General features: G+C 63.3%; 16 protein-coding genes. 7 read left to right on the top strand and 9 right to left on the bottom strand.

The window, feature by feature from the left end; translation table 11 throughout:
- Both KF886_23105 and KF886_23100 read left to right on the top strand, forming a co-directional pair.
- The coding region (locus KF886_23105) for an RHS repeat-associated core domain-containing protein (GenBank protein ID MBX3180249.1) at positions 1-1114 on the top strand (1114 nt) is incomplete at its 5' end.
- Between the two features lie 80 nt (positions 1115-1194).
- Positions 1195-1770: a hypothetical protein gene (locus KF886_23100; GenBank protein MBX3180248.1), complete on the top strand. Its 576-nt coding sequence runs from the start codon at positions 1195-1197 to the stop codon at positions 1768-1770.
- A gap of 593 nt (positions 1771-2363) precedes the next feature.
- Here KF886_23100 and KF886_23095 read toward each other — a convergent pair.
- The 3 genes from KF886_23095 to KF886_23085 all read right to left on the bottom strand — a co-directional run bounded on the left by KF886_23095 (position 2364) and on the right by KF886_23085 (position 7805).
- The gene (locus KF886_23095) at positions 2364-4100 is read right to left on the bottom strand and encodes a sigma 54-interacting transcriptional regulator (protein ID MBX3180247.1); all 1737 of its coding nucleotides are present in this window, start codon (positions 4098-4100) and stop codon (positions 2364-2366) included.
- Positions 4097-5680: a PAS domain S-box protein gene (locus KF886_23090; GenBank protein MBX3180246.1), complete on the bottom strand. Its 1584-nt coding sequence runs from the start codon at positions 5678-5680 to the stop codon at positions 4097-4099. Before KF886_23090 ends, KF886_23095 begins: the two co-directional genes overlap by 4 nt.
- A gap of 250 nt (positions 5681-5930) precedes the next feature.
- Positions 5931-7805 (bottom strand): glycosyltransferase family 39 protein, encoded by a 1875-nt coding sequence (locus KF886_23085; GenBank protein ID MBX3180245.1) that lies wholly within the window; start codon positions 7803-7805, stop codon positions 5931-5933.
- A gap of 576 nt (positions 7806-8381) precedes the next feature.
- On the opposite strand from KF886_23085, the gene KF886_23080 reads away from it, so the two are divergent.
- Complete coding sequence (locus tag KF886_23080; protein ID MBX3180244.1) at positions 8382-9467, top strand: mannose-1-phosphate guanylyltransferase; 1086 nt, start codon at positions 8382-8384, stop codon at positions 9465-9467.
- Positions 9468-9474: 7 nt separating this feature from the next.
- Here the strand turns inward: KF886_23080 and KF886_23075 are convergent, their stop codons facing one another.
- The 3 genes from KF886_23075 to KF886_23065 all read right to left on the bottom strand — a co-directional run bounded on the left by KF886_23075 (position 9475) and on the right by KF886_23065 (position 13576).
- Positions 9475-10914, bottom strand: coding sequence for a PhoPQ-activated pathogenicity-related family protein (locus KF886_23075; protein ID MBX3180243.1), 1440 nt, complete (start codon positions 10912-10914; stop codon positions 9475-9477).
- Positions 10915-11001: 87 nt separating this feature from the next.
- A complete protein-coding gene (locus tag KF886_23070) occupies positions 11002-12108 on the bottom strand; it encodes a DUF1573 domain-containing protein (GenBank protein ID MBX3180242.1) in 1107 nt (368 codons plus the stop codon).
- Positions 12109-12172: 64 nt separating this feature from the next.
- The gene (locus tag KF886_23065) at positions 12173-13576 is read right to left on the bottom strand and encodes a BNR-4 repeat-containing protein (GenBank protein MBX3180241.1); all 1404 of its coding nucleotides are present in this window, start codon (positions 13574-13576) and stop codon (positions 12173-12175) included.
- A 125-nt stretch (positions 13577-13701) separates the two neighbouring features.
- Between KF886_23065 and KF886_23060 the strand changes: the two genes are divergently transcribed.
- The 3 genes from KF886_23060 to KF886_23050 all read left to right on the top strand — a co-directional run bounded on the left by KF886_23060 (position 13702) and on the right by KF886_23050 (position 16729).
- Positions 13702-14808 carry a DUF1080 domain-containing protein gene (locus tag KF886_23060; protein ID MBX3180240.1) on the top strand — a complete coding sequence of 369 codons (1107 nt, stop codon included), beginning with the start codon at positions 13702-13704 and terminating at the stop codon, positions 14806-14808.
- Between the two features lie 207 nt (positions 14809-15015).
- On the top strand, positions 15016-15318 hold the full coding sequence (locus KF886_23055) for a hypothetical protein (GenBank protein ID MBX3180239.1): 303 nt from the start codon (positions 15016-15018) through the stop codon (positions 15316-15318).
- Between the two features lies 1 nt (position 15319).
- The gene (locus KF886_23050; GenBank protein ID MBX3180238.1) at positions 15320-16729 is read left to right on the top strand and encodes a sulfatase; all 1410 of its coding nucleotides are present in this window, start codon (positions 15320-15322) and stop codon (positions 16727-16729) included.
- Here KF886_23050 and KF886_23045 read toward each other — a convergent pair.
- The 3 genes from KF886_23045 to KF886_23035 are packed head-to-tail and all read right to left on the bottom strand — an operon-like array spanning position 16715 to position 19580.
- The gene (locus tag KF886_23045) at positions 16715-18601 is read right to left on the bottom strand and encodes an oligopeptide transporter, OPT family (GenBank protein ID MBX3180237.1); all 1887 of its coding nucleotides are present in this window, start codon (positions 18599-18601) and stop codon (positions 16715-16717) included. The genes KF886_23050 and KF886_23045 overlap by 15 nt on opposite strands.
- Positions 18602-18640: 39 nt before the next feature.
- Positions 18641-18928, bottom strand: coding sequence for a hypothetical protein (locus tag KF886_23040; GenBank protein MBX3180236.1), 288 nt, complete (start codon positions 18926-18928; stop codon positions 18641-18643).
- Positions 18929-18965: 37 nt separating this feature from the next.
- Complete coding sequence (locus KF886_23035; GenBank protein ID MBX3180235.1) at positions 18966-19580, bottom strand: histidine phosphatase family protein; 615 nt, start codon at positions 19578-19580, stop codon at positions 18966-18968.
- A 323-nt stretch (positions 19581-19903) separates the two neighbouring features.
- On the opposite strand from KF886_23035, the gene KF886_23030 reads away from it, so the two are divergent.
- Positions 19904-22618 (top strand): bifunctional acetate--CoA ligase family protein/GNAT family N-acetyltransferase, encoded by a 2715-nt coding sequence (locus KF886_23030; GenBank protein MBX3180234.1) that lies wholly within the window; start codon positions 19904-19906, stop codon positions 22616-22618.
- Positions 22619-23034 lie beyond the last annotated feature (416 nt).

Below are 23034 nucleotides of genomic sequence, written 5' to 3'. Positions count from 1 at the left end.
CCCGCACACCCGGCCCCGGCCGAATGAAGGCAACGTGCGGGGCTGTACCCCAAAAAAGCCGACCAACACCTACGACCAGTTCGGGCGCATGACCCGCAAGACCGGCGGCGACACGACGAAATACCGCTACGGCGCGGGCTGGGACGTGCTCAACGAGGAGGACGGCTCCGGGACGCTGCAGGCGACCTACGTCCACCACCCCGGCAAGCAAATCGGGACCGTCCTCGCCACGTCGGAAGGGACCAGCGCGGCCACGGGAACCTGGAACTATCCGCCTACGGCGGACCTGCGGCACATTCCGTCGAAGATCCGCCGTAGGCGGACCATCGGCTCCACGCAGTCGAAGATCCGCCGCAGGCGGACCTGTGGGATCAGGACGGCGACCGCATCGGTAAATACGAATACACCCCCTTCGGCGGCAAATACGCCGACCACGGCGAGGACATCACCGGTCGAAGATCCGCCGCAGGAGGAAAAATTCACCGGCCACGCCTGGGATAGCGAGGCCCGGCTGTACTATACTGCCTACCGATACTACAGCCCCGACGCCAACCGCTGGCTCACGCGGGATCCGCTCGGCATGGTCGACGGGCCGAATGTGTATGCGTATGTGGTCAATAACCCGGTAAGTCTCGTTGATATAGATGGCAGGTTGTTCAGTACACTGGGAAGCCTTGGAGGTCTCTTGGGCGGAATTGCGACTCGGTTTGCGGCGGCAAGCTTTTACGGGAAGGCGCTCTATATATCGGCTGGCGTGATCGCGGCTGACGTTACTCTCAAGGCCTATCTGTATTACTCGTCGGTGCTCTCAACTGCGGGCGATGGCACATGTAGCTTCGGCTTGCTTGGATTTTTGATAGGGTTAGGTATGTGGCAGCCCATAGCGCTATCTGCGGATGTCCTGTATACCGCCCAACTCCTTGCTGCTGCTCCGCTTTCGAAGTCAATGCGGATTGGCATAGCTGCGGCGTGGGCATATCAAATTAATCATGTATGGGGAATCGGAGAGAAGCTCATGGGCGAAATCAGGGACTGCCAAGACTACTTGGTGGGTCTCGTGGATGGTATTACGCTGGGTAAGGCAACTGCGCCTACCAGTTGCGATGTCGTCTAGCAGGCGTACCTGTGTAGCTTGGTACCGCAAGTTGTAATTGAGTTGGCGTGCGATAGGCACGGAAGGGAAATCATGGGAGCATGAACGATAACAATACTCCCAACTGCTATAGGTTTTCCCAGTTAACAGAAGATTGGAGTCTGGCCTGGAGCAGATTGGCGTCTCGCGCTGCGACAGCTTATTTCTTTCTCCTTTTCCTGTCATTGGGCGAAGGCGTAGTGTGGTGGATTGGTGTTTCCGTGCTACTTGTCTTTAGCCTTTGCGTTTTTGCTGCAATGCGTTTTGCCATGAAACTCATTCGAGATGCGTGGTTAACTACGACATACAGTATAGAATCCGATTTCTTGACCGTCAACCGAATGGGCCTCTCTCGACAAGTCTCGATAGAGCTGGGCTCGGTAACCGGAGTGACTGTGGGATCTGCCCGGTCCCCTGAGACTATGCGCATGCATATTGAGTTTGGGAAAGGTAACGAGATTATTATTCAACCTTTGAAGGATATGGGGGAATTTGTTTCGGAAATCGAAAGGCGAGTTCCCGTTGACGTATCGTTCATAGACGACCCAATATCGCCTTTGACGAGAAATCAGAAATATACCGCAATTTGCATGGCTGTAGGTTTTCTAATTCCTCTTATAAGGGCGTGGGCCTTATAAACGAGCGCTAGTAAGCTAAAAAGGGTAGGTCCAAGACAAGGGCAGCTACCCATATCGCGCCCCAAGAGCGCAACGACAGGGGCCTCCGCCTGATCACCAGCTTCCTCTCGGCCAGCGGCAACCACATGACCAGGTAGTACGAGCTACTTCACCCGGCGACGCAGGCCTATGCCCTCAATCCCATTGCGGGTGAGCCGCATGGTTAGTTCTTGAACCGTAGAGAATGCACAAGAAGCCCTCTTGCGTTCTTTGCGCTCTTTGCGGTTGATAATCCTCTCCCCAATTATCCGCCGCGCGCGGCTTCTCCCCGACCGGCGTCCCCGACCGGCCTCCCCGAACGCGGTGACGCGTCATTTTTCACTTGCCAGATGCGCCCCCTCGGGCTATACTACCTCAGGCAAGCCAAACACAGGCGGGAGCAGCAACCCCTGGTCATGGCGGCAGACAAACCCCCGGCACGCGATGATGACGGAGTCTGCGCTTCCTGACAGAGAGGTTTACTTGCCAACGGACAGCGCATGTGCGCGGGGTACGTCCCCTGGCGGCCGTCGTGCTGCGCATTTCGCCAGCGGTATGACGAACCGGATCCGGACTCAACTGGGCCGGAGCAGGTTATAGGTGCGCATACGCTGGTAGAGCGTGTTGCGCGCCACGCCGAGGAGGCGGGCGGACTTCGCCACGTTCCAATCGGTCTTGGCGAGCGTTTCATAAACGGTTTCCCGATCAAGTTCCCGCGTGCTGATGGGTTCGGGAAGGGCGCGGAGATGGGTGGCCGTCACCGTGGCCGTTGCGCAGACAACTTCGCGGGGCAGGTGCTCTGGTTTGATCACGTTCTCGTGGCAGACGATGAAGGCGCGTTCGAGGCAGTTTTCGAGTTCGCGGACGTTGCCGGACCACGGGTGGCGCATGATCAATTCGAGGGCATCCGGGGAGACGCCGGCGATTTCCTTCTTGAACGCGCGGTTGAACTTGCCGCGGAGGTGATCGATGAGCAGGGGGATATCGGAGCGCCGCTCGCGGAGGGGCGGCAGTTCGATCCGGACCACGTTCAGGCGGTAGTAAAGGTCCTCGCGGAAGCTGCCCTCGCGGATTCGCTGGAGCAGGTCTTTGTTGGTGGAGGCGATAATGCGTACATCCACATGAATGGGCCGGGTATCGCCGACCCGCTCAAATTCGCGCTCCTGGAGCACGCGGAGCAGGCGCAACTGGAGGCGCGGGGAGATGTCCCCGACTTCGTCAAGCAGGATGGTGCCCCGGTTGGCCGCCTCGAAGCGCCCGACGCGGTCCTTGATGGCGCCGGTGAAGGCGCCCTTGACGTGGCCGAAGAGTTCGCTCTCCAGGATTTCCTCGGCGAGGGCCGCGCAATTCACCTTCACGAAGGGGCCATTCGCGCGGGGGCTGGTGTAGTGGAGCGCGGCGGCCACGAGCTCCTTGCCGGTGCCGCTTTCCCCGTAAATGAGCACCGTGGAATCCGTCTCCGCGACGTTCTTGATGAGGTTGAAGACTTCCAGCATCGGCGCGGAACGCCCGATCATGTTCTGGTAGTGGTGGTCGGAGGCGAGCTGCTTTTCGAGCCGGGTTACCTGGGTCAGATCCCGAAGGGCGAGGACGGCCCCGCCGGTTTCCCCGTTCCCCAGGGGCGTGGTGGACAGAACAAAGACCTTCTCGCCGCAGCGCGGGAGCGTGGCCTCGACGTGAAATTCCTCGACCTCGTTGTGGGTCGCCAGGGTCCTGGCGAGGGCTTCGGCCGCGGGCGCCAGGGCGCCGGTAAAGGCGTCGCGCGCGGGGCGCCCCGCCAGATCGCCGATGTCCTCGCCGAGCATCTGGCCGGCCGCGACGTTGACCTGCCGGATGACGCCTTTTTCATCCACCGTCACGATACCCTCCTTAACGGCGTGGAAGATAGTCTCCAGTTCGCGGCGGTAGGCGTCGGTGCGGGCGGCGTAGGCGTCGCGCTCGGCGACGATGCGAATATGCTCCAGTGCGAGCCGCACGACCCGCTTGAGGGCGTCGCCAGTCACGGGTTTCGCCAGGTAGTCGAAGGCGCCGAGGCGCACGGCCTCACTGGCGGTCTCGACGCTGGGTTCGCCGGTGATCATGATGACTTCGGCTTTCGGCATCGTTTCACGGACGTGGCGCAACAGGTCGATTCCGGTGTTTCCGCCGAGGATGATATCGGTCACGATGACCTGGAAGTCGGTCTCTTCGATGCGGTCAACCGCATCGTCATAGGAAGCGGCCGTTTCCACGGTGTGGCCTTCGGACTCCAGGAAGCGCGCGAACGTCAGCCGGAGGACATCCTCGTCTTCGACGATCAGGATAGTACTCATCGCTCATACTCCATGGCCGCGGCGGAACGCGCCTTGTCCGGTAGCGGGCCCTCGACAGGCAGGAAAACCCTGAAACGGGCGAATTCGCCGGGCTCGCTCTCGACTTCGATGAAGCCGCCATGATCCTTCACAATGCCATCGGAAACGGACAGCCCGAGGCCGGTTCCCTTGTCGCGGCCCTTGGTCGTGAAGAAGGGATCAAACAGGCGCGCTTTCGCGGTGTCGGAAATACCGACGCCGAAATCCTCCACGGCCGTTTCCAGATAGGCGCGGCCATCGTGTTTTCGCGTGTGAACCGATATCGTCATTATCTTGTTGGGCGACCCGTCGGGATAGCGATCGTCCAGGGCGTGAATTGAATTGATGATCAGGTTCATGAAGACCTGCTGCAATTGCTCGCCGCGGCACCGGAGCCGGGGAAGGGAATCGGGTATGTGCACGCGCAACTCGATGTGCGATTTTTCGATTTTCTTATTGCTGAGGGAGAGCACCGCATCGAGAATTTCCGGCATGCTGGCCATCGAGTACTTTTCCTGCTGCTGCCGGGAAAAGGTCAGCAGCTTCTTTACGATGGACGCCACGCGCTCGGCCTCGGAACGGATCAGCTCCGCGAAATGCCGGTCCGGCGCGTCCGCCGCCATGTTCTCCAGCAGGATATCGACGCAATTGATCACGCCGTTGATGGGGTTGTTGATTTCATGGCCCACGCCGGCGGCCAGCTCGCCGATGGACGCCAGCTTGGAGGCCTGGATGACCTTGGCTTCCGCCTCCCGCCGCTCCACGGCCTCGCCCAGGGTTCGCGCGATGGCCTCAATCATGTCGCAATCACCCTGCGTGAGGATGCCGGGGATTTCCGGATCGATCGCTTCCCGGTAGACGAGTTCCAGCTTGCCCCGGGTGCGCCCGCCGACGACAATGGGCGCGCTGAAGGTCCAGGGGGTCGTGGAGATGGCGAGTTCCTCGTAAACATGGCCATCGAAGACGATGCGGACCCGGGTGCGCTCCGGATAGCTGCACGCCGGACGGATCAAGTAGGCGATTTCCCGGAAAATATCAATTTCGACCGCCTGCTCGCGGATCACCTCGCCGACGCTGTACAGGCAGGTGATCTTCTTATTCCGCTCTTTCAATTCCCCGAGCAGGCGCTCCTGCTCGCGCCGGGCTTCGTGCTCCAGGGAAATATCCCGAAGAACGCCGGAAAAGTAGCGCGCGCCGTCCATATTGACCTCGCTGATGCTGAGGTGGACGGGCAGTGTGTCGCCGTTCTTCTTCCGTACGACGACCTCTCTACCGATTCCTATAATGTGCTTTTCGCCGGTTTGAAGATAATTGCGTATGTATTCATCGTGATGGCGCGCGTATATGTCCGGCATGATCATGTTCACGTTGCGCCCAAGCAATTCCGCCTGGTGATACCCAAGCATACGCGTCGCCGAACGGTTCGCATGGCGAATAATGCCGTCGGAGCCGATCGTCAAGATCGCGTCAACCGCGCTCTCCACCAGACCCCGGAACCAGGCATTGTCATCCCAGGAGCCGGAAACGGGTGCGGTGTCTGCTGCCTTGGGTTCGTTTGACATGCACTCCATCCCTTGTGCAATCTGCGGTTCAAAACGTTCGCCAACCGGTCTCCACGGATCTGCGTCGCGCCTCGATACGGCGGGACACCACGGGTGGAGCAATTTGTATACCAGATAGGTAAGCGCAGCGACGACCACGGGTATTCACGTGCGCTCATGCGAACATAACCGCGCGATCTTAACACAAATGCGCAATCCGATGCTGTTCAGGGCGAACATATGTGCGCAGGATGGAAGGGCGACGGCAGCCTCAGTCCGATACCACATCGGAGGTCTGGCGAAGCAGCGTCAACGCTGATTCGTTTGCGAGCAGAAGCACGTGGCGGCTACCCACCGGACGGTCCACGAGAATGTGGACGGGAACGTCGCCGTCGTCATAGAGCGGCACGAGCCAGCGCCAGTCTTCTTCCTGAATAAAGGCCAGCGCGGACTCGGGGCGTGTGAATTCCGCGAAGAAGCGGTCAATTTCGTCCATCAGGGCATGCTCGAACTCCAGGATGGTGTCGCGATGCTCGTGTTCGTCCACGGCGCTGTTGATGGCGGCAAGGAGCGCGTCGCGCTCTTCCGGAGTAATCCGGGCGAGGTCCTGAATAGGGACATCCTCGACGGCTTCCGCGATGACCTTGCGCGCTTCTTTCTGGATCTGGGCCTGTTCGATCAGGCGATCCGGCGGGATGTCGCCGATGAGGCTCGTGAAGATGGGTTGGTGGAGTCTCTGGCTATAGTAGACATACTCTTCCCGAGAAAAACCGACAGAATACAAACGAAAACTATTGTCAATCTCCGCAAGGCGTCGGGCGGGCTCGCATATCGGTCGGGCCGACTTATAGACGTTTATCTCCGGATACACCGTACAAACCGCCATCGCGTAGACCAGCCCCACCTGGGCGGCAATCAATCCGGGCGCCATGCCTCCACCGTTACGCAGGAGCAACAGGAGTCCCGCCAGTCCGGAGATGCCCGCCGCGGCTGACATCGAATAAACGCGCAGCGGCTCCTCGGGTGAAAACGGGCTGAACGGCATCGCGGCGGGTGCGGCGGCGAGCAATAGCAATATGCCGGACCAAACGATGGCCCCCCGGCGCATCCAACGGAAGTTGGCGGTTTCCCGCAGGTGGACAATCGCGGCCCCGAAGACGATGGCGAATACCGGGAGCAGCGGTAGCAGATAGAGTTCGCGCTTCCCGATGGAGATCGAGAAGAATACGAGAGCGGGAACGAGCCAGCAGTAGAGGGCCCACATGGCGCGGGACGATTTTCGCTGTTTCCAGGCCCAGAAGAGCACCGGCGGCGCGATGAAGGTCCACGGGAGCAGGTCTACCGGGAGGGTTTCGAGGTAGTACCACGGGGGCTGGGCCTTGCTTACGCCGAGCACGAACCGCCCGATAGTATTCCGAAGGAGATTGCCGCCGATACCCGTCTGGACGGCGTCCGTGGCCGTTTCCGCGCCCGCCATGCGCGCGGGCACGTACCAGAGCAGCACCAGGCCAATGGCGCCGAGCGATCCGACGGCCCACCGGGTCTTCTTTCGGGCTTCCGGCTGCCTCCAGTAGAAGGCGAAGAGAAAGAGGAGCGGGAAGACGAGCGCGGGCGGTCCCTTGGCCAGCATGCCGGCGCCGATGGCGGCATAGGCCGTTGCGAGCCAGGCGCCGCGTCGCTCGCTGTCCCAACGCCAGAAGGCGTAAAGCGACGTGATCATACAGGCGGTCAGCATGATGTCGATCTGGCCCCGCCGCGCCTGGTACCAGAAACGGAAGCAGGTAATGAGCACGAGGGCGGCCCAGAACGCGACCTGGGCGTTGAACATGCGGCGTGCGAGCAGGAAGACAAGCGCGACGACATAGAGCGCGCTCAGAATCGAGGGCAGGCGCGCACTCCATTCACCGGGTCCGCCGAGGAGATGGTTGAAGGCGGCAATGGACCAGAAAAGGAGCGGCGGTTTTTCGTAGTAAAGGTCGCCGTTCACGCGCGGGACGAGGTAGTCGCCGGACTCGTACATTTCGCGGGCAATTTCGGCGTAGCGCGGTTCGTCGGGCGGCCACAAGTCGTAGCCGCCGGCGTTCAGGCTGAAGAGACCGGCGGCGTAAAGCAGCAGGAGAAACAGGTTTCGGATGTCGGGATTCACGGGGGCCCCTCGAGCGACGTGCGGGCGAGATGCGGTTGTGGGCTGGACAGGAGCGACCCGCGCCGCACGCGCGCGGGACAACGCGGGATCGTAGCAGGAGCCTCGGGAAATTGGCAAGCGCGCGATGGCGGCTACCAGGGCAATCGCGATTAGACCCGATCGCGACATATGCGCGATAACTGGAGTCGATTTGGAGCGTTGAATCAAAGAAAGTGAGCGTGTTGGAGCGCCGGCGGCCCGCCGGCAGATTGCGCCAGCGGCGCAAGAGAGCTATGGAGCGCCGGCGGCCCGCCGGCAAATTGGGCCGCAGGCGCAAGACAGCGTTCTGGATATGCTACCGTTACATCAGAAGCTGCGTGTGATGCACACCGGCTCCATTAGCAAAAACACATACTGTTCCGCACTTCAGACCGCTAAAGTTCTCCAATTGCGGTTGCCATGCGCGGCGGCTACCCTTTGGCGGGTGCGAGTGTATACAATGCGGCGCATGCAGGGCCGGGCGGTTCCGGCTGGTGAACGGCGAGAAAGGAGCACGTGTTGAGCGCATCCGAGAAAAACCAGCGCATTGGCGTCATTATGGCCGGGGGGGCGGGGGAGCGGTTCTGGCCGGTATCGCGGCGCCTGCATCCGAAGCAGTTGCTTCGGCTGACCAGCCCGACCGAGACGATGCTGCATGAGTCCGTCAACCGCCTCCGCCCGCTGGTGGCGCCGGAGCACATTTATGTGCAGACGAGCGAAGAGCTGGTGGATGCGATCCGGGCGGCGAACGTGGGCATTCCGGACGAGAACGTGATTGCGGAGCCCTGCCGGCGAAACACGGCGGGCTGCCTGTGCTACGCGGCGGCGCGTATGCTGGCCCGTTATGGCGGCGACGGTGACAACCTCACGATGGCCGTGGTGACGGCGGATCACCGCATCGGGGACAACGACGCCTTTACGGCGACGCTGGCAAAGATCTTGGACGTGGTGGAGGCGGAGCCCGCCCTGGGCACGATCGGCATTCCGCCCACGCGCCCCGCGACGGGCTTCGGGTACGTGCACGCGGTCCGCGAGACGGGGCTAGCGGCCGATACCGGCGTTCCTCAAGCGCACGCGGTGGCCGGATTTCGCGAGAAGCCGCCGCTCGAAGTGGCCGAAGAATACGTCGCGACCGGAGACTATTTCTGGAACAGCGGGATGTTCTTCTGGCGCATCGGGGTGTTCGTAAGAGAGTTTGAGGCCGCCAACCCGGCATTCGCCTTCGCCATCCGCGAAATGCGCGATGCGATGCGGGCGGGCGATGGCGCGGCCGTGCGCCGGGTCTTCGAAGGGTTGAAAAGTGAATCAATTGACTACGCGCTGATGGAAAAGGCGAAAAAGGTGGTGATGGTCAACGCGACGTTTCCGTGGGACGACATCGGCGCCTGGTCGGCTCTGGAGCGTTCCCGGACGCCGGACGCGCGGGGGAACGTCAGCCAGGGCGCTCCGGTCCTGATCGATTGCGACGGCTGCATTGTGTACAACGACGAGGGGGCGGAGGCGCGGTCCGTCGCGGTCGTGGGGATGGCGGACGTGGTGGTTGTGGCCACGAAAGACGCGGTGCTGGTCGTGCCGAAGGACCGGACGGAAGACGTGAAGAAGGCCGTGCAGGCGCTGCAGGAGCGCAACGCGCCGCACGTCTAGGCCGGTTTCAGCGGGAGAGGAACCCGCGGGGCCGGATCACGGGCAGCATGTAGGTAAAGGGCTTCCGTTCCGGCAGGACCGTCACCGGCGTGGTGAAGGTGAGCGGCGTTCCCGCGGGGCCTTCAAAGGTCAGTTCCATCATCTGAGCGGTCCAGCCGTGCGGCGGCGTCCGCAGGCGGGCGGTGTACACGCCGCCAGGCCCCGGTTCCACTTCTTCGCTTTCCCAAATCTTGCCCACGACGTCAATCCGGAAATCGCGGGTGGCGGGGTTGGTGGCGGTCCAGAACCGGACCTCGACGGGCTCCTCCGAGGTGGTTACGGTCAGGGTGTGGCCGTCGCCATAATCCCAGGCGTACTGCGGCAGCGGGATGCCCGCGATGATGCTGTGATAGAACGCAAGCAGTGTGAATATCGCGTCCGAATCCTCCAGTTCGTGGCCGGTGTTCGGAACATAGCGGAGGTATTTTTCGCCCGGGAGGTCATCCCAGTAAAACTGGGAGGAGTCGGGCAGGAAAAACTGGTCGCCGCAAGAGTTCACGATGAGTTTGGGCATCGTGTAGCGGTCCGCGTAGCTGTAGGGCTCCACGAGTTCGAGCAGCCGATCGTATTCGGGCGCGCCGATCCACTCCATAAGGCCCATGGCCTCGTAGTCGCCCACGGCGGGAGCCCACGAACCATAGGCTTCCCAGTGGTGGCGGAACGAGGCTTTGACGTTTAGCATGTCGATGACGAGCGGGGCGATGGCGCGGACACGCGCGTCCACGGCCGCCGTGAGCCAGGTGGTCCAGCCCCGCTTGGAGGCGCCGGTGACCACGAAATCGCGGATGGGATGGGCCCCGGCCAGTTCGGACGCGCAAAACTCCTGGATGGCGTCCATGGCGCGCACCGCGCTCTTGGTCATGGGGTTGCGGAGAGGCCAGTTCTCGTCGCCGGTCCGCAGGAACTTGTCCCAGGTGTACGCGATGAGGCTGTCCTCGGTGCGGGAGAGGCCGTCCCCCGCAAACACCAGGGGCTGGTTCGGCACCATCCCGAGATAAGCGACGACGGACTCCGTGGTGCGGGCGATTTGCGAGAACTCGCGCGACATCCGGTCCGGAGGCGGGTCGCCGGTGTCGCCGCTCCCGATATAGAGCATGGCGGATTCGTGGGAAACACGATCGGGCACGTAGATGCTGAGCCAGTGCCGCCAGCGGGTCTGATCAACCTCGTGGGGGCTGCGCCATACCTGCGACGTGAGGTCGAGGACATATAGCGCGACGCCGCTCTCGTACATTTCCCGCGCGAGGGTATACGTATAGGCATCGTCCGGGGCGTGCACGTAGCGATCCAAGTGCGTCCGGGGCCGGGCCTTGCGCGCCGTGTCCGCGCTGTTCGCCGGAGTAACGCAAGACAGACCCGTCATTGCCAGGGCGAGGCAAGCTGCCCAAACAAGACGCACTCGATTCATTCCTGTCTCCTGATCTGACCGGCAATCCGCGGCCCGCCACGGCCTCGCGCCGGCGCCCGCACGCACTTCCCGGGTGTGGCCCGCGCCCTATTGCGCCGGGGCCACCGGCCGGACCGGGCGCGCGGGCGGCGTGGCCTGGCTGGCCGGTACCCGCGCGGGAATCCGGGCCGAAGACGCGGGGCGCTCGGGCCGGATCAGAAACGGGATCCGGAGTTCCGGCGCGTCCGGCGAGTTTGTGCGCACAATCAGCTCCTTGCCGCGCAGGGAACCATCGACCGGCATACCGGTGAGCTTGATGACGTAATCGTTCGCGCGCAGCTGCACGATTTCGGCGGCGATGGAATCGGCCGGCGCGATCACCTCTACGAGCTCGAATTCCTTGACGCGCCCGGCCTTCACCTGCACGTTCATGCTCGCCGGACGCGCGTCGGGCGCGCTGTTCGACTGGATGTTGATTACGTCGGGCAGGATCTGGAGCGGGCCGACAACGTGGCCGAAGAGGTTGACGAGGACGGCGGGACGGCTCACGTCGTCCGTGCGAATGGTGAGGCGCCCGTTAAGCGCTCCGGGCATGGGGTTGGGCAGGGTATGGACGAGAATGGCGTACTCTTTTCCGGGCTCGTTGGTCTTGATCTCGACGGTAAACGGCGCGTTTTCGGAGAGGGAGACATCCAGCAACTCGAAGGTGTGGCCTTCGCGGTTGCTCTGGACGAGAACCGTCTGCTCGTGGATGGCGGTGTCTTCAATGCGCCCGAAATTGACCAGGCCCGGCTCGACGCTGATGGTGGCGATGGCGGTCCCGGTAAGTTCCAGGCGGTAGGCCGGCTGGGCGGGATCATTGGAGATGACCGTGATGGTCTTGGTCTGGTGGCCCTGCCGCCCCTTGAGATTGAAGTTCGCCGTGACGTGGGTCTCCTCGCCGGGTTGCAGCGTGCTGGTCTCCAGCTCGGCGACGGTGCACCCGCAGGAGGACTTCACGTCGCTGATGACCAGGGCTTCATCGCCGGCGTTCTTCACCACGAAGGCATGGGTGACGACCTCATCGTTGTCCCGCTCGCCGAAGTCGAAGTTCGGCGCGGGGCTGGTGATGGCCGGCGCGGCGGACACGCCCGCGGCGGCAAGCAGGGCCAGCGCGAGCACGCCCCCCCGAAGCGGGCGGGCGGCAAAGTCTCGATAGGATCGGGAAAGAATCACGGTTCGAACTCCTGATGTTATACGCCATGCCGGGCCTGGCGCGGTCTGCGGCGGGCGCCCCCCGTCAGCGGTTGGCCTGTACCACGGCGGGTGTGGCCCGGTCGCTCTCCATGGTATACGGCAACTGGTGCACGCTGCCAGTTTTCCGGTTCCAGAAGTACAAGTACGACTCGGACTTCTGGCGTCCGTGGCCATCGGCCCAGAAGCTGTGGAATTCATCGTTGCCGTTGAGCGGGCGGCGGGCGTAGGTGTGGTTCCGCTCGCTGCCACTGGTCAGCTGGGCTTCCCGCGTCCAGGTCTGGCCCTGATCGGCGCTAACCCAGACCGCGATCTCGCCGCCGGGGTTGTAGGGCTGCGGGCCGGTCTCCGTGGGGCCGACCACCCGCCACTCGCCGTTCTCCGCGACGTAGATCGATCCCGTGTCGTAGTTGTTGTCCGATTCGGTGATCGCGTGGAAGGCCCAGGCGTCGCCGGTCCAGTGCGCGACGCGCCACGTGCGCGGGCCCGACTCGGGGCCGGAAACCCACCCGCCCGCGGTCAGGTGCAGGATGATCGGGTTGCCCTGCGCGTCGTAGTTGAGGTCCTTCATGTAAACCAGCAGGCCCTCGGCTTCGTAATTGCGGATAAGGGCGGGATTCTCCGGCGTGGTCAACGGCAGATCAAACGGCGCGCCGTCGACCGAGGTCCAGGTCTTGCCCATGTCCGGCGTCTGCATGTAATACAGGTTGGTGCGGTGGTTCAGCCCCTTGCCCTTCGGGTGGTAGTTGTAGCTCACGCCGACGCGATCCTTCCAGGGCCAGCTGATCTGGTAGTGGCCCTCGTCGATGTGCACCGTCTGCACGCGGTCAGTCCACTCCTTCCCGTCCTCGCTGGTGCTGAAGTACATCCCGCGGCCGCTCTTGTAGTGCGTGTGCACGAAGAAGAAACCCTTGCCCTCGATGTACCACGGCTGGGGATATGAGTAGTTGAACTCGGCGATCTGCTCGAACTGCTCGATGTCGTAGGGCTTGAGGCTTTTGAAGATGTAGGCCGGCCGAGCGGTCCCGTGGGCGCTGGCAAACACATACAGGTAGCCGTCGCTGTCGATCGAAAGCACCGGGTTGTCGTGGGCGTCGGTCGTCCGCTTGTCGATAATCATCACCGGCCTCGGGACTTCCCCCGTGGCGTGGTCGTAGTAGGAGACCATCTCCAGGAGCGTGTCCTGCGCCTCGTTTGTGCCGCCGTAGACGAAGAAGGTCTTGTTCACCTCGGGCGCGTAGACGGAATGCGGGATGTGCTTCGCACAGTAGGTCCCCAGGCCGCCGCTGTACTTGAAGACATACTCGTTGTTGGTCTTCTGGTTGGCGTACCAGATCCCCCGGTAGCCGGGGAAGGGTTCGCCGAAGGTTTGACTCTCGGCGGCGGTAGCGGTGGCGAGGATGATTGCGGCGGCGGAAACCAGGCGTTTTGTCGTGGTCGCGTAATTCAATTGGGGCCTCCCTTTTGCAATTTACGGTGGAGTTTAGTAAGTTTGTGGACCGCCATTGTAGGTAATCGCGCCGACGTATGGCAATCCCGCAAAACCGTATTGCAATAAACCTTGAGGAGACTGTCATGACTCGTATGGCCTTTACGCTGGCCCTGGCCGGGCTGATTGCCGCCGCGCCGATGGGCGCCCGGGCGACCGATGTGGCCGAGGGCAACTGGATTAACCTGTTCGACGGGGAGACCCTGTTTGGCTGGACCGTGTTCGGCGATGTGGAATGGGAGGCGGAGGAGGGCGTCCTGGAGGCGGACGAGGGGAACGGCGGCTGGGTGGCGACGACCTCGCAGTTCAAGGATTTCGAGCTGACAGCGGAAGTGAAGATGGAGGGGCCGGGGACCATGGGCCTGGCGGTGCGCGCGGGCCTGGAAGGCCACGCCGACGAGAACGGCGGCGCCACGATCTACTTCGGCGACGAGAAGAACGATGGCAAATGGCACACGATCCACGTGAAGGCGCTGGGGAGCGCGATCGAGGCCTCGATCGACGGGAATCCGGTGGAAGTTTCGGCGAGCCGCGACAAGGGCCACATCATCATCCAGTACCACCGCTACCACCGCTTCCGGGCGCACGAATTCGAGCTGGAAGTGCGCAATGTGAAGCTGCGCCCCCTGGCGCTCACGAGCATCTTCAACGGCCAGAACCTGGACGGCTGGAACATTATCCCGGACAAGAAATCGAAGTTCGAGGTAATTGATGGCGCGCTGAACATCAAGGACGGCGGCGGCCAGATCGAGACGGCGGGCGTGTATAAGGATTTCGTGCTGCAGCTCGACATCCTTTCGAACGGCGACCAGCTCAACAGCGGCGTGTTCTTCCGCGGGCCGGTGGGCGTGTACTGGAAGGGCTACGAGTCGCAGGTCCGCAACGACTGGGTCGACGGCGACCGCAACAAGCCGAACGACTTCGGCACGGGCGGCAACTACGGCAACCAGGAAGCCCGCAAGGTCGTTTCGAGCGACTACGAGTGGTTCCAGAAGACGATCGTGTGCGACGGCAACCACGCGTCGGTGTGGATCAACGGTTACCTCGTGAGCGACTTCTACGACAGCCGCCCGCCGCGGGACGATAGCGACGGCAAGAACAGCTACGTGGCGGGCCCCGGCACGATCCACCTGCAGGGGCACGACCCGAAGACGGATCTGTCGTTCAAGAACATCCACATTCAGGAATATTGATTCCCGGGTGTGTGGCGAATTGCGGGAGGCGGCCTTCGGGCCGCCTCTCTTTGTTTTGTGGCCGAAACCGATGGCAAGGTGTTGGAAAGGAGGCTGAAAGTCCGCCGCGGGCGGATTGCGCATCGTGCCCAATCTCCCGGTGGGCCGCTCGTGTGGGGCGGCTGGCATTTGTTACCATGATCTCCGGCCAGAGAGGAGTATTTTGCGATGTTTCTATTCACTTTTACCGCAACACCGGACGCCGACAACGAAGAACACAGCAATTTTGATTGTGCGGATGTCTCCGCGTGGATCAACTATGTGGAGGCGGCGGGCGCGGAGGAGCTGGCGCGCTTCTACATCAAGGAAGCGGGCTGGACGCCCGGGGATTTGCTGAATTATTACGAACTGGCGGAGGAGGCGATGGCGGAGGGCGACGAAAGCCGGGAATTTATCGACGAAGCAAAGGAGTTCGGCCACAGCCTGCTGATCGAGGCGTGGGAAGAGGACGAATCGGGAGAGGAGGAATAGGATGCGGGTATGGATCGCGATTGGGCTGCTGCTGGGCGGCGCGGTCATCGCCGCGGCGGAGGCGAAAACGAACTTCGTGGTCATCTTCGCGGATGACCTGGCGTATGCGGATCTGGGGCTGTATGGCGCCGAGGGAATTGACACGCCGCACCTGGACCAGATGGCGAACGAGGGCATCCGCTTCACGAGCTTCTACAGTATGGCCAACGCATGCAGCCCGGCGCGGGCGGCGCTACTGACGGGTTCGCACCCGATCCGGGCCGGTATTCCGAACGTGCTGGGGCCGCACAAGCGGAATGGGGGCCGCGCGGACGGTCTCCATCCCAACGAGGTCACGCTTGCGGAGGTATTGAAGGCGGAAGGCTACGCGACGGCGTGCTTCGGGAAATGGCACCTCGGCGACATTCCGGAGTTTATGCCGCTGAACCAGGGCTTCGACGAGTACTACGGCATCCCATACTCCAACGACATGTGGCCGAAACACCCGACGGCGACAGGCTACCCGGACCTGCCCGTGTATAACGGAACCCAGGTCGTCGAGTGGAATCCGGACATGGACACGCTGACGACGCGTTTCACGGAGAAGGCCGTGGACTTCATCCGGCGCAACCGGGAGCGCCCCTTCTTCGTGTACCTCCCGCACCCGATGCCGCATGTGCCGCTGGGAGCCTCGGAGAAGTTCCGTGGCAAGTCCGAGCGGGGCCTGTTCGGCGATGTCATCATGGAAATCGACTGGTCCGCCGGGCAGATCATTGCGACGTTGAACGAACTGGGCCTGGACGAGAATACTATGGTCGTTTTCACCTCGGACAACGGGCCGTGGCTGAGCTACGGAGACCACGCGGGATCGGCGGGCCCCCTGCGCGAGGGGAAGGGGACAACGTGGGACGGCGGCCACCGGGTGCCGGGCATCGTGCGCTGGCCGGGGCAGATTCCGGCGGGCCAGGTGGTGGACACGGCCGTCACGGCCATGGACCTCTACCCGACCTTCGCGGCGATTGCGGGCGCGGCGCTGCCAGCGGACCGCGCGATCGACGGCAAGGACATCTTGCCCGTGCTGCGCGGCGAAACGGCCGAATCCCCCCACGAATTCCTGTACTTCTATGTGCAAAGCGAGTTCCAGGCGATCCGCCAGGGGCCGTGGAAATTGCACCTGCCCCACGTGTATCGCTCCATTGAGGGGGAACCGGGCAGCGGGGGCATGCCCGCGCCATACGTGCAGAAGGAAACGCCGCTGGCGCTGTTCAACCTGGAGTCGGATATCGGCGAGCAGCGCGATGTGTCTGGCGCGCATCCGGACATCGTGGATCGCCTCCAGGCGGCGGCGGACGCCTTCATCGAGGAAATGAAGCGCGATGCGCGGCCGGCGGGGCGCAAACAGATCGATCTGGGGGCATCAACCGGCGGTTGATCCGGGCCGCGCGACCCGACCGTACACCGCGACAACGGCGGCGAATAGCGCGAGCGAGAGAACGACCTGAAGCGGCGCCGGAAGGGCCACGCCCCCCGCGATGTGAATCCCGAAGACGACGGGTACGGCCAGGCCGATGCCCATCAGCGCTTCGCCCGCAATCAGCCCTGAACCGAACAGGATACCGGCATTGTGTACGGGGTCTTCCCCGGCGCGGTTGCGGTGCAACCACCAGTGCAGCAGCCCGCCCGCGACAATCGCGGTGGCCAGGTACAGCGGCAGGTAAATACCAACCGCGACGGGCATGACATGCAGGCGGAAGCGGGCGCCGCGCCGGTCCAACGCACAATCGGCAGCGATGATGGCGACGCCGATCAGGACGCCGGCGGCGATCATCGGATACGGCAGGTCGCCATCGCCGAAAAAGCCCTGGGCGAGGCTGGCGAAGAGGGTGGCCTGGGGCGCCAGAAGCCCTTCCCCGATGACGTACCGCGCGTGCAGCAGCGATAGCACCGGCGCCATGACAAAGGCCGGGATGATGACCCCCAGCACCTCCGCCCACTGCTGGCGGGCCGGGGTCGCGCCGACGAGCTGGCCCGTTTTCAGATCCTGCGCCACGTCGCCCGCGGTGCAGGCCACGCAACAGACCACGCCGGCTACGCCGAGCGTGGCGAGGATGGCGGAGCGGCCCGTGCCGCCGTCGAGCCAGATCACGAAGGCGGCGACGAGCAGCGCGCAGATGGTCATGCCCGATACCGGTGAATTCGACGATCCGACCAGACCGACGATGTAGGTGGCCACGGCGGCGAAGAGAAACGCGGCCGGGATCATTATGAGCAAGGCGGCGACGGAGAGGGCCAGCGAATCGATCAGGAAGTAGTAAATCACGAAGGTCAGCAGGACCGAGAAGAGCAAGAGCGCCGCGAGGCTGCCGAGCCCCATGTTGCGCTCGGTACGGGCGGCGCCGGATTCCACGCCGCCGGCGCGCAGGCTCTTGACGCCGGCCACCAGGCCCGCGCGCACGCTCCAGAGGGAGTACAGCCCACCCGCGAGCATCGCGCCGACGCCCATGTAGCGCACCTGCGTGCTCCAGAGCATCTTGGCGTGGTCGAGCGGGGGGTCCTCCACGGGCCCGAACCAGGGTCCCGTGGCGGGGATGGTGATCGCCCAGCCGATGACGCCGCCCAGGAATATCTGCGAGGCGACGCCCAAGCCAACGATATAGCCTACGGCGACGAGCGCGGGGCTCATGGCGGCGCCGGCGTAGAACACGCGCCCTCCGAGGGCTACCGCGCCTTCGACGGTTTCCAGGATCAGGCCGAGGCCCGACGAGAGGGCTTTGAAGAGCGCGCCCAGACCCGCGCCGATCGCCATGGCGCGCAGCCCGCCGCCCATCTCCTGCCCCGCGGCGAGCACCTCGGCGCAGGCGACGCCCTCGGGGTAGCGCAGATCCTTCCGGTCGACGATCAGGGCCTTCCGCAGCGGCACCATGAAGACGATGCCCAGCAGCCCGCCGGCAAGCACGATGCCCGTGCTGAGCCAGTAATCAAATTGCGTCCAGACGCCAGTGAGAATCAGGGCGGGCAGGGTGAAGATGGCGCCGGCCGCAAGGCTCTCCCCGGTGGAGGCCACGGTCTGGGAAATGTTGTTTTCCAGGATGGTCCCACGGCGAAAGAGCCCGCGCAGGATCGCCATACTGACGACGGCGGCGGGTATGGAGGCGCTCACGGTCATGCCGGCAAAGAGGCCCAGGTACACGTTTGCCGCGCCGAGGATGATGGCCAGAAGCAGTCCGAGGCCGAGGGACAGGAAGGTCGATTCCGCCATCCCCCGCGCTTCGGGCGCGGCTCCAGATTCTCTGACGTTGCTCATGATCGCTCCTGTCCCCCTTGTACGCTTCGTCGCGCGCCGCTATTCCCGGCCCCCGAAGCGTTTGCGGCGCCCCGCTGGATGGGGATGCAGCCACTCGCCCTGGCTGGGATCCGGGCGGAGGTGATCGACCGCATACCGGTGCAATGCGCAAAAATACTCGGATACGGTAAGCCCGAGGCCGTTCGCGGTTTCCCGAATTTCCTCAAACTCTTCATCGTGCAGGCGAAACTTAAGACGCTTGGTCTTCAGCGTGTGCGACTCCAGCCGGTGCGCACGCACGCCTTCCATAACGGCTCGGATCCGCTCTTCCGCCTCTTCCGGCTTCATGTCCCATTGCTCTCCGCGATCCCACTGTGCCGCCGCACTACCCTCCCGGCCGCGCGCTCTCGTCGGGGCCGTCCCCGGGGGCCAGATGTTCGATGCAGTCCAGGTGTTCAATACACCAGACGCCGCGCTGGTACTCCACCGCCGTCACCGAAGCATTCCGCGAGGAAACGGCCTCCTCCCTGGTCTCTCCCAGAAACTGTAGCACAAACGCGTGGCAGACCAACCCGTGGGTCACGACGGCGATGCATTCATCCGGAGACTTCGCGTTCTCGACTATCTTCTCGAAGGCCGCCTTGACCCGGGCGAAAAAAGCGGCGATGCTTTCTCCCCCGGGGGGTACGTACACCTTGTCGGTGAAGAATCGCGGTTCGTCATCGTAGGGCTGCTCCACCAGGTCGCCGGGATTTCGCTCGCGGAGTCCCGGTTCGTATTCGATCGGGGCGCCGGTATGGGAGGCGATAATGCAGCCCGTCATGACCGCGCGCCGGAGATCGCTGGAAACGATGCGCTGAATGCCCAGCGCGCGCAGCCGCAGGGCAAGCTGGGTTGCCTGCGCAATGCCACGATCATTCAGGGGGATTTCCTGGTAGCCTTGCATGATGCGCGCCCGATTGTAATCGGTTTCGCCATGGCGCACGATGTAGAGTCGCATGTACTGGTTTCTCGCATGTGCGCAACCTGAACAGGTATGCTCAGTACAGACGTGATCAGGCCGCGCGCGTTGTTGATCGCAGTATAGCGCAATTCGCGTGCGGGTTGGCAAGAAATCCCGTTTGCGAAGGAGCACGCGGTAGTATCTCCCTGGAGCGGAGTTGCGCGGGAACGCGTTGTTCTGGCGCCGGACTTGCTCTGCTATGTTGTTGGCCCCGCCGGATACGAAATACATCGCGGCGACTGAAGGGCGGGAAAACCACGGAACGCGGTAGTAAGCGGTAGTAAATTGGCATCGAACGCGATGGAGAGGCAGCTAAACGTATGAACATATCCAGCTCGAAGACGGTAGGATCGATTGATGCGATTTTCAACCCGAAAACGGTGGCGCTTGTCGGCGCAACGGAACAGCCGGGCAGCGTGGGGCGCACGATCCTCTGGAACCTGATAAGCAACCCCTTCGGGGCGACGATCTATGCGGTGAACCCGAAGCGGCGGAACGTGCTGGGCATCAAGGCCTACCCGAGTGTCGGCGAGATTCCCGAGCCCGTGGATCTGGCCATTCTGGTCACGCCGGCCCCGAGTATTCCGGGCATTGTGGACGAATGCGTCGCCGCCGGGGTGAAGGGCGCGATCATCATCTCCGCGGGCTTCAAGGAAATCGGCGAAAACGGCGTGAAGCTGGAGGCGGATGTGATGGCGGCCGCGCGAAAAGGGCGTCTGCGAATCATCGGGCCCAACTGCCTGGGCGTCATGAACCCCATTCGCGGGATGAATGCCACCTTCGCGACGACCATCGCGCAGCCCGGTAGCGTGGGCTTCATCAGCCAGAGCGGAGCGCTGTGCACCTCCATCCTGGACTGGAGCGAAAGCGCGAATGTTGGCTTTAGTTCCTTCGTGTCTATCGGCTCCATGCTCGATATCGACTGGGGCGACCTGATCTACTATCTGGGCGACGACCCGAACACAAAAAGCATCGTGATATACATGGAATCGATCGGGAACGCGCGCTCATTTCTGTCGGCGGCGCGCGAAGTCGCGCTGAGCAAGCCGATCATCGTGATCAAGGCGGGCCAGACCGAAGCCGCCGCGCAGGCGGCCGCGTCCCACACGGGATCGCTGGCCGGCAGCGACGGCGTGCTGTCCGCGGCGTTCCGCCGGAGCGGCGTATCCCGCGTGTTCAGCATTGAAAACCTGTTTCACATGGCGGAGGTGCTGGAGAAGCAACCCCGGCCGAAGGGCCCGCGCCTCGCGATTCTCACCAATGCGGGCGGCCCGGGCGTCCTGGCGACGGACGCGGTAATTGGCGACGGTGGCGAGTTGGCGGAGATATCCGAGGAGACCATCGCCCGGCTCAACGAGGTCCTCCCGGCAGCGTGGAGCCACAACAACCCCATCGATATTCTGGGCGACGCGGCGCCGGAGCGCTACGCCAAGGCGTTGGAAATCGCCGCGCAGGACCCGAACAGCGACGGCATGCTGGTGGTGCTCACGCCGCAGGCGATGACCGATCCCACGCGCACGGCCGAAGAACTCGCCAAGGTGAAAATGGCGACGGGCAAGCCGTTGCTGGCGAGCTGGATGGGCGGCGAAGGAGTCGAAGCCGGCCGGGACGTGCTGAACAGGCACGATATCCCGTCGTTTGACTATCCGGACGCCGCCGCCAAGGTCTTCAACCTGATGTGGCGTTACAACTACAACCTGCGCGGCCTGTACGAGACGCCGGTGCTGCCGCCGGACGAGGCGGGTGTGGCGGGCCGCGAGAAGGCGGCGCAAATCATCGCCGCGCAGCGGGCCGCGGGACACACCACGCTCCCGGAATACGAGTCCAAAAACATCCTCGCGGCCTACGGCATTCCGATCGTGCCCACAAAGGTCGCGACGACGAAGGAAGAGGCGGTGGCGCTCGCGGAGGAAATGGGCTACCCGGCGGTGATCAAGCTGTACTCCAATACGGTTACCCACAAGACGGACGTCGGCGGCGTCCAGCTGAACCTGAAATCCGCAAAGTCCGTCGAGTCGGCCTACGACGCGATACTGGCGTCGGTAACGGAGCGGGCCGGCGCCGAGCACTTCGAGGGCGTGGTGGTGCAGCCGATGGTTCAGATCGAGGGGTACGAAATCATCATCGGCAGCAGCATCGATCCGCAATTCGGCCCCGTGCTGCTGTTCGGAAGCGGCGGCCAGCTCGTGGAAGTCTTCAAGGACAGCGCCCTGGGCCTGCCCCCGCTGAACACGACGCTCGCCCGGCGCATGATGGAGCAAACGAAGATCTACACGGCGCTCAAGGGCGTGCGCGGCCGCAAGCCCGTCAACCTGCGCGAGCTCGAGGCGCTGCTGGTCCGATTCAGCAAGCTGGTGGTGGAGCAGCCATGGATCAAAGAGATCGATATCAACCCCCTCCTGGCCTCGTCGGAGGGACTGGTGGCGCTGGATGCGCGGGTCCTGCTGCATAGCAATGAAACGGACGAAGCCGACTTGCCAAAGCCCGCGATCCGCCCGTATCCCCGGGAGTACTCCGGCAACTGGTCCTCCAAGAAAGGGGAGACGCTGCATATCCGCGCGATCCGGCCGGAAGACGAGCCGCTGATGGTGGCCTTCCACAAGACGCTCTCTTCCGATACGGTGTACTATCGGTACATGGGGCTCATTTCGCTGGACCAGCGCGTGAGCCACGATCGCCTGACCCGGCTCTGCTTTATCGACTACGATCGCCAGATCGCGCTGGTCGCCACGCGGAAGAATCCCGAGAGCGGCGAGACGGAAGTCATCGCGGTAGGCCGCCTCGTGAAGGATCACCGGCAGGCCGAGGGCGAGTTCGCGCTCGTAGTCTCCGACCATTTCCAGGGCCATGGCGTGGGCTCCGAACTGCTTCAACGGCTGGTCGATATTGGAAAGAACGAAGGCCTGGACCGGATTACGGGTACGGTGCTGGCCGAGAACCGCGCCATGCTTCACGTGTGCCAGAAGCTCGGATTCGTACTTCACCGGGAACCGGGCGAACCGATACAGGTCGTCCGGGATCTCACGAAGGGCTAACCCGGGCCCTGCGGATAGCATCCCCTATCCTTTGTCGAGCCGAAGGATATGCCCGCGGCGGACGCGACATACGCGCCCGCCGCAAGGCGTTTTTACGGGGATGGCGCGGGGCGGCGTGGGGGGGGGGGCGCCCTGGCGGGATCCCGGGTCGGTGGCGTGACAAGCTGGAAGTCCTTTCCGCACGCGGCGGACTCGCGGCCCACGTAGCGTCGCGCAGAATACCCAAACCGCTGGGGTCTTGTGTGTCTTTTGACGTGCGAGGCCGGTGGGCCCTATAGTGCGTGGGACCATACGGACGCCGATCATGGCGTTGCGTTGTTTGCGCCGCGCGGCGTCCGGCGCGTCCGCACAACCCAACCGAGGAGCTCCATGAACCCTTTTTGTTCCCTTCGATGTCTTGCCGCCGCCGTTGCCTG

Source organism: Candidatus Hydrogenedentota bacterium (genome assembly GCA_019637335.1).
Taxonomy (GTDB): Bacteria; Hydrogenedentota; Hydrogenedentia; order Hydrogenedentales; family JAEUWI01; genus JAEUWI01.
The sequence above is the reverse complement of the archived record's forward strand: the minus strand, read 5'-3'. Positions and strand labels throughout refer to the sequence as shown.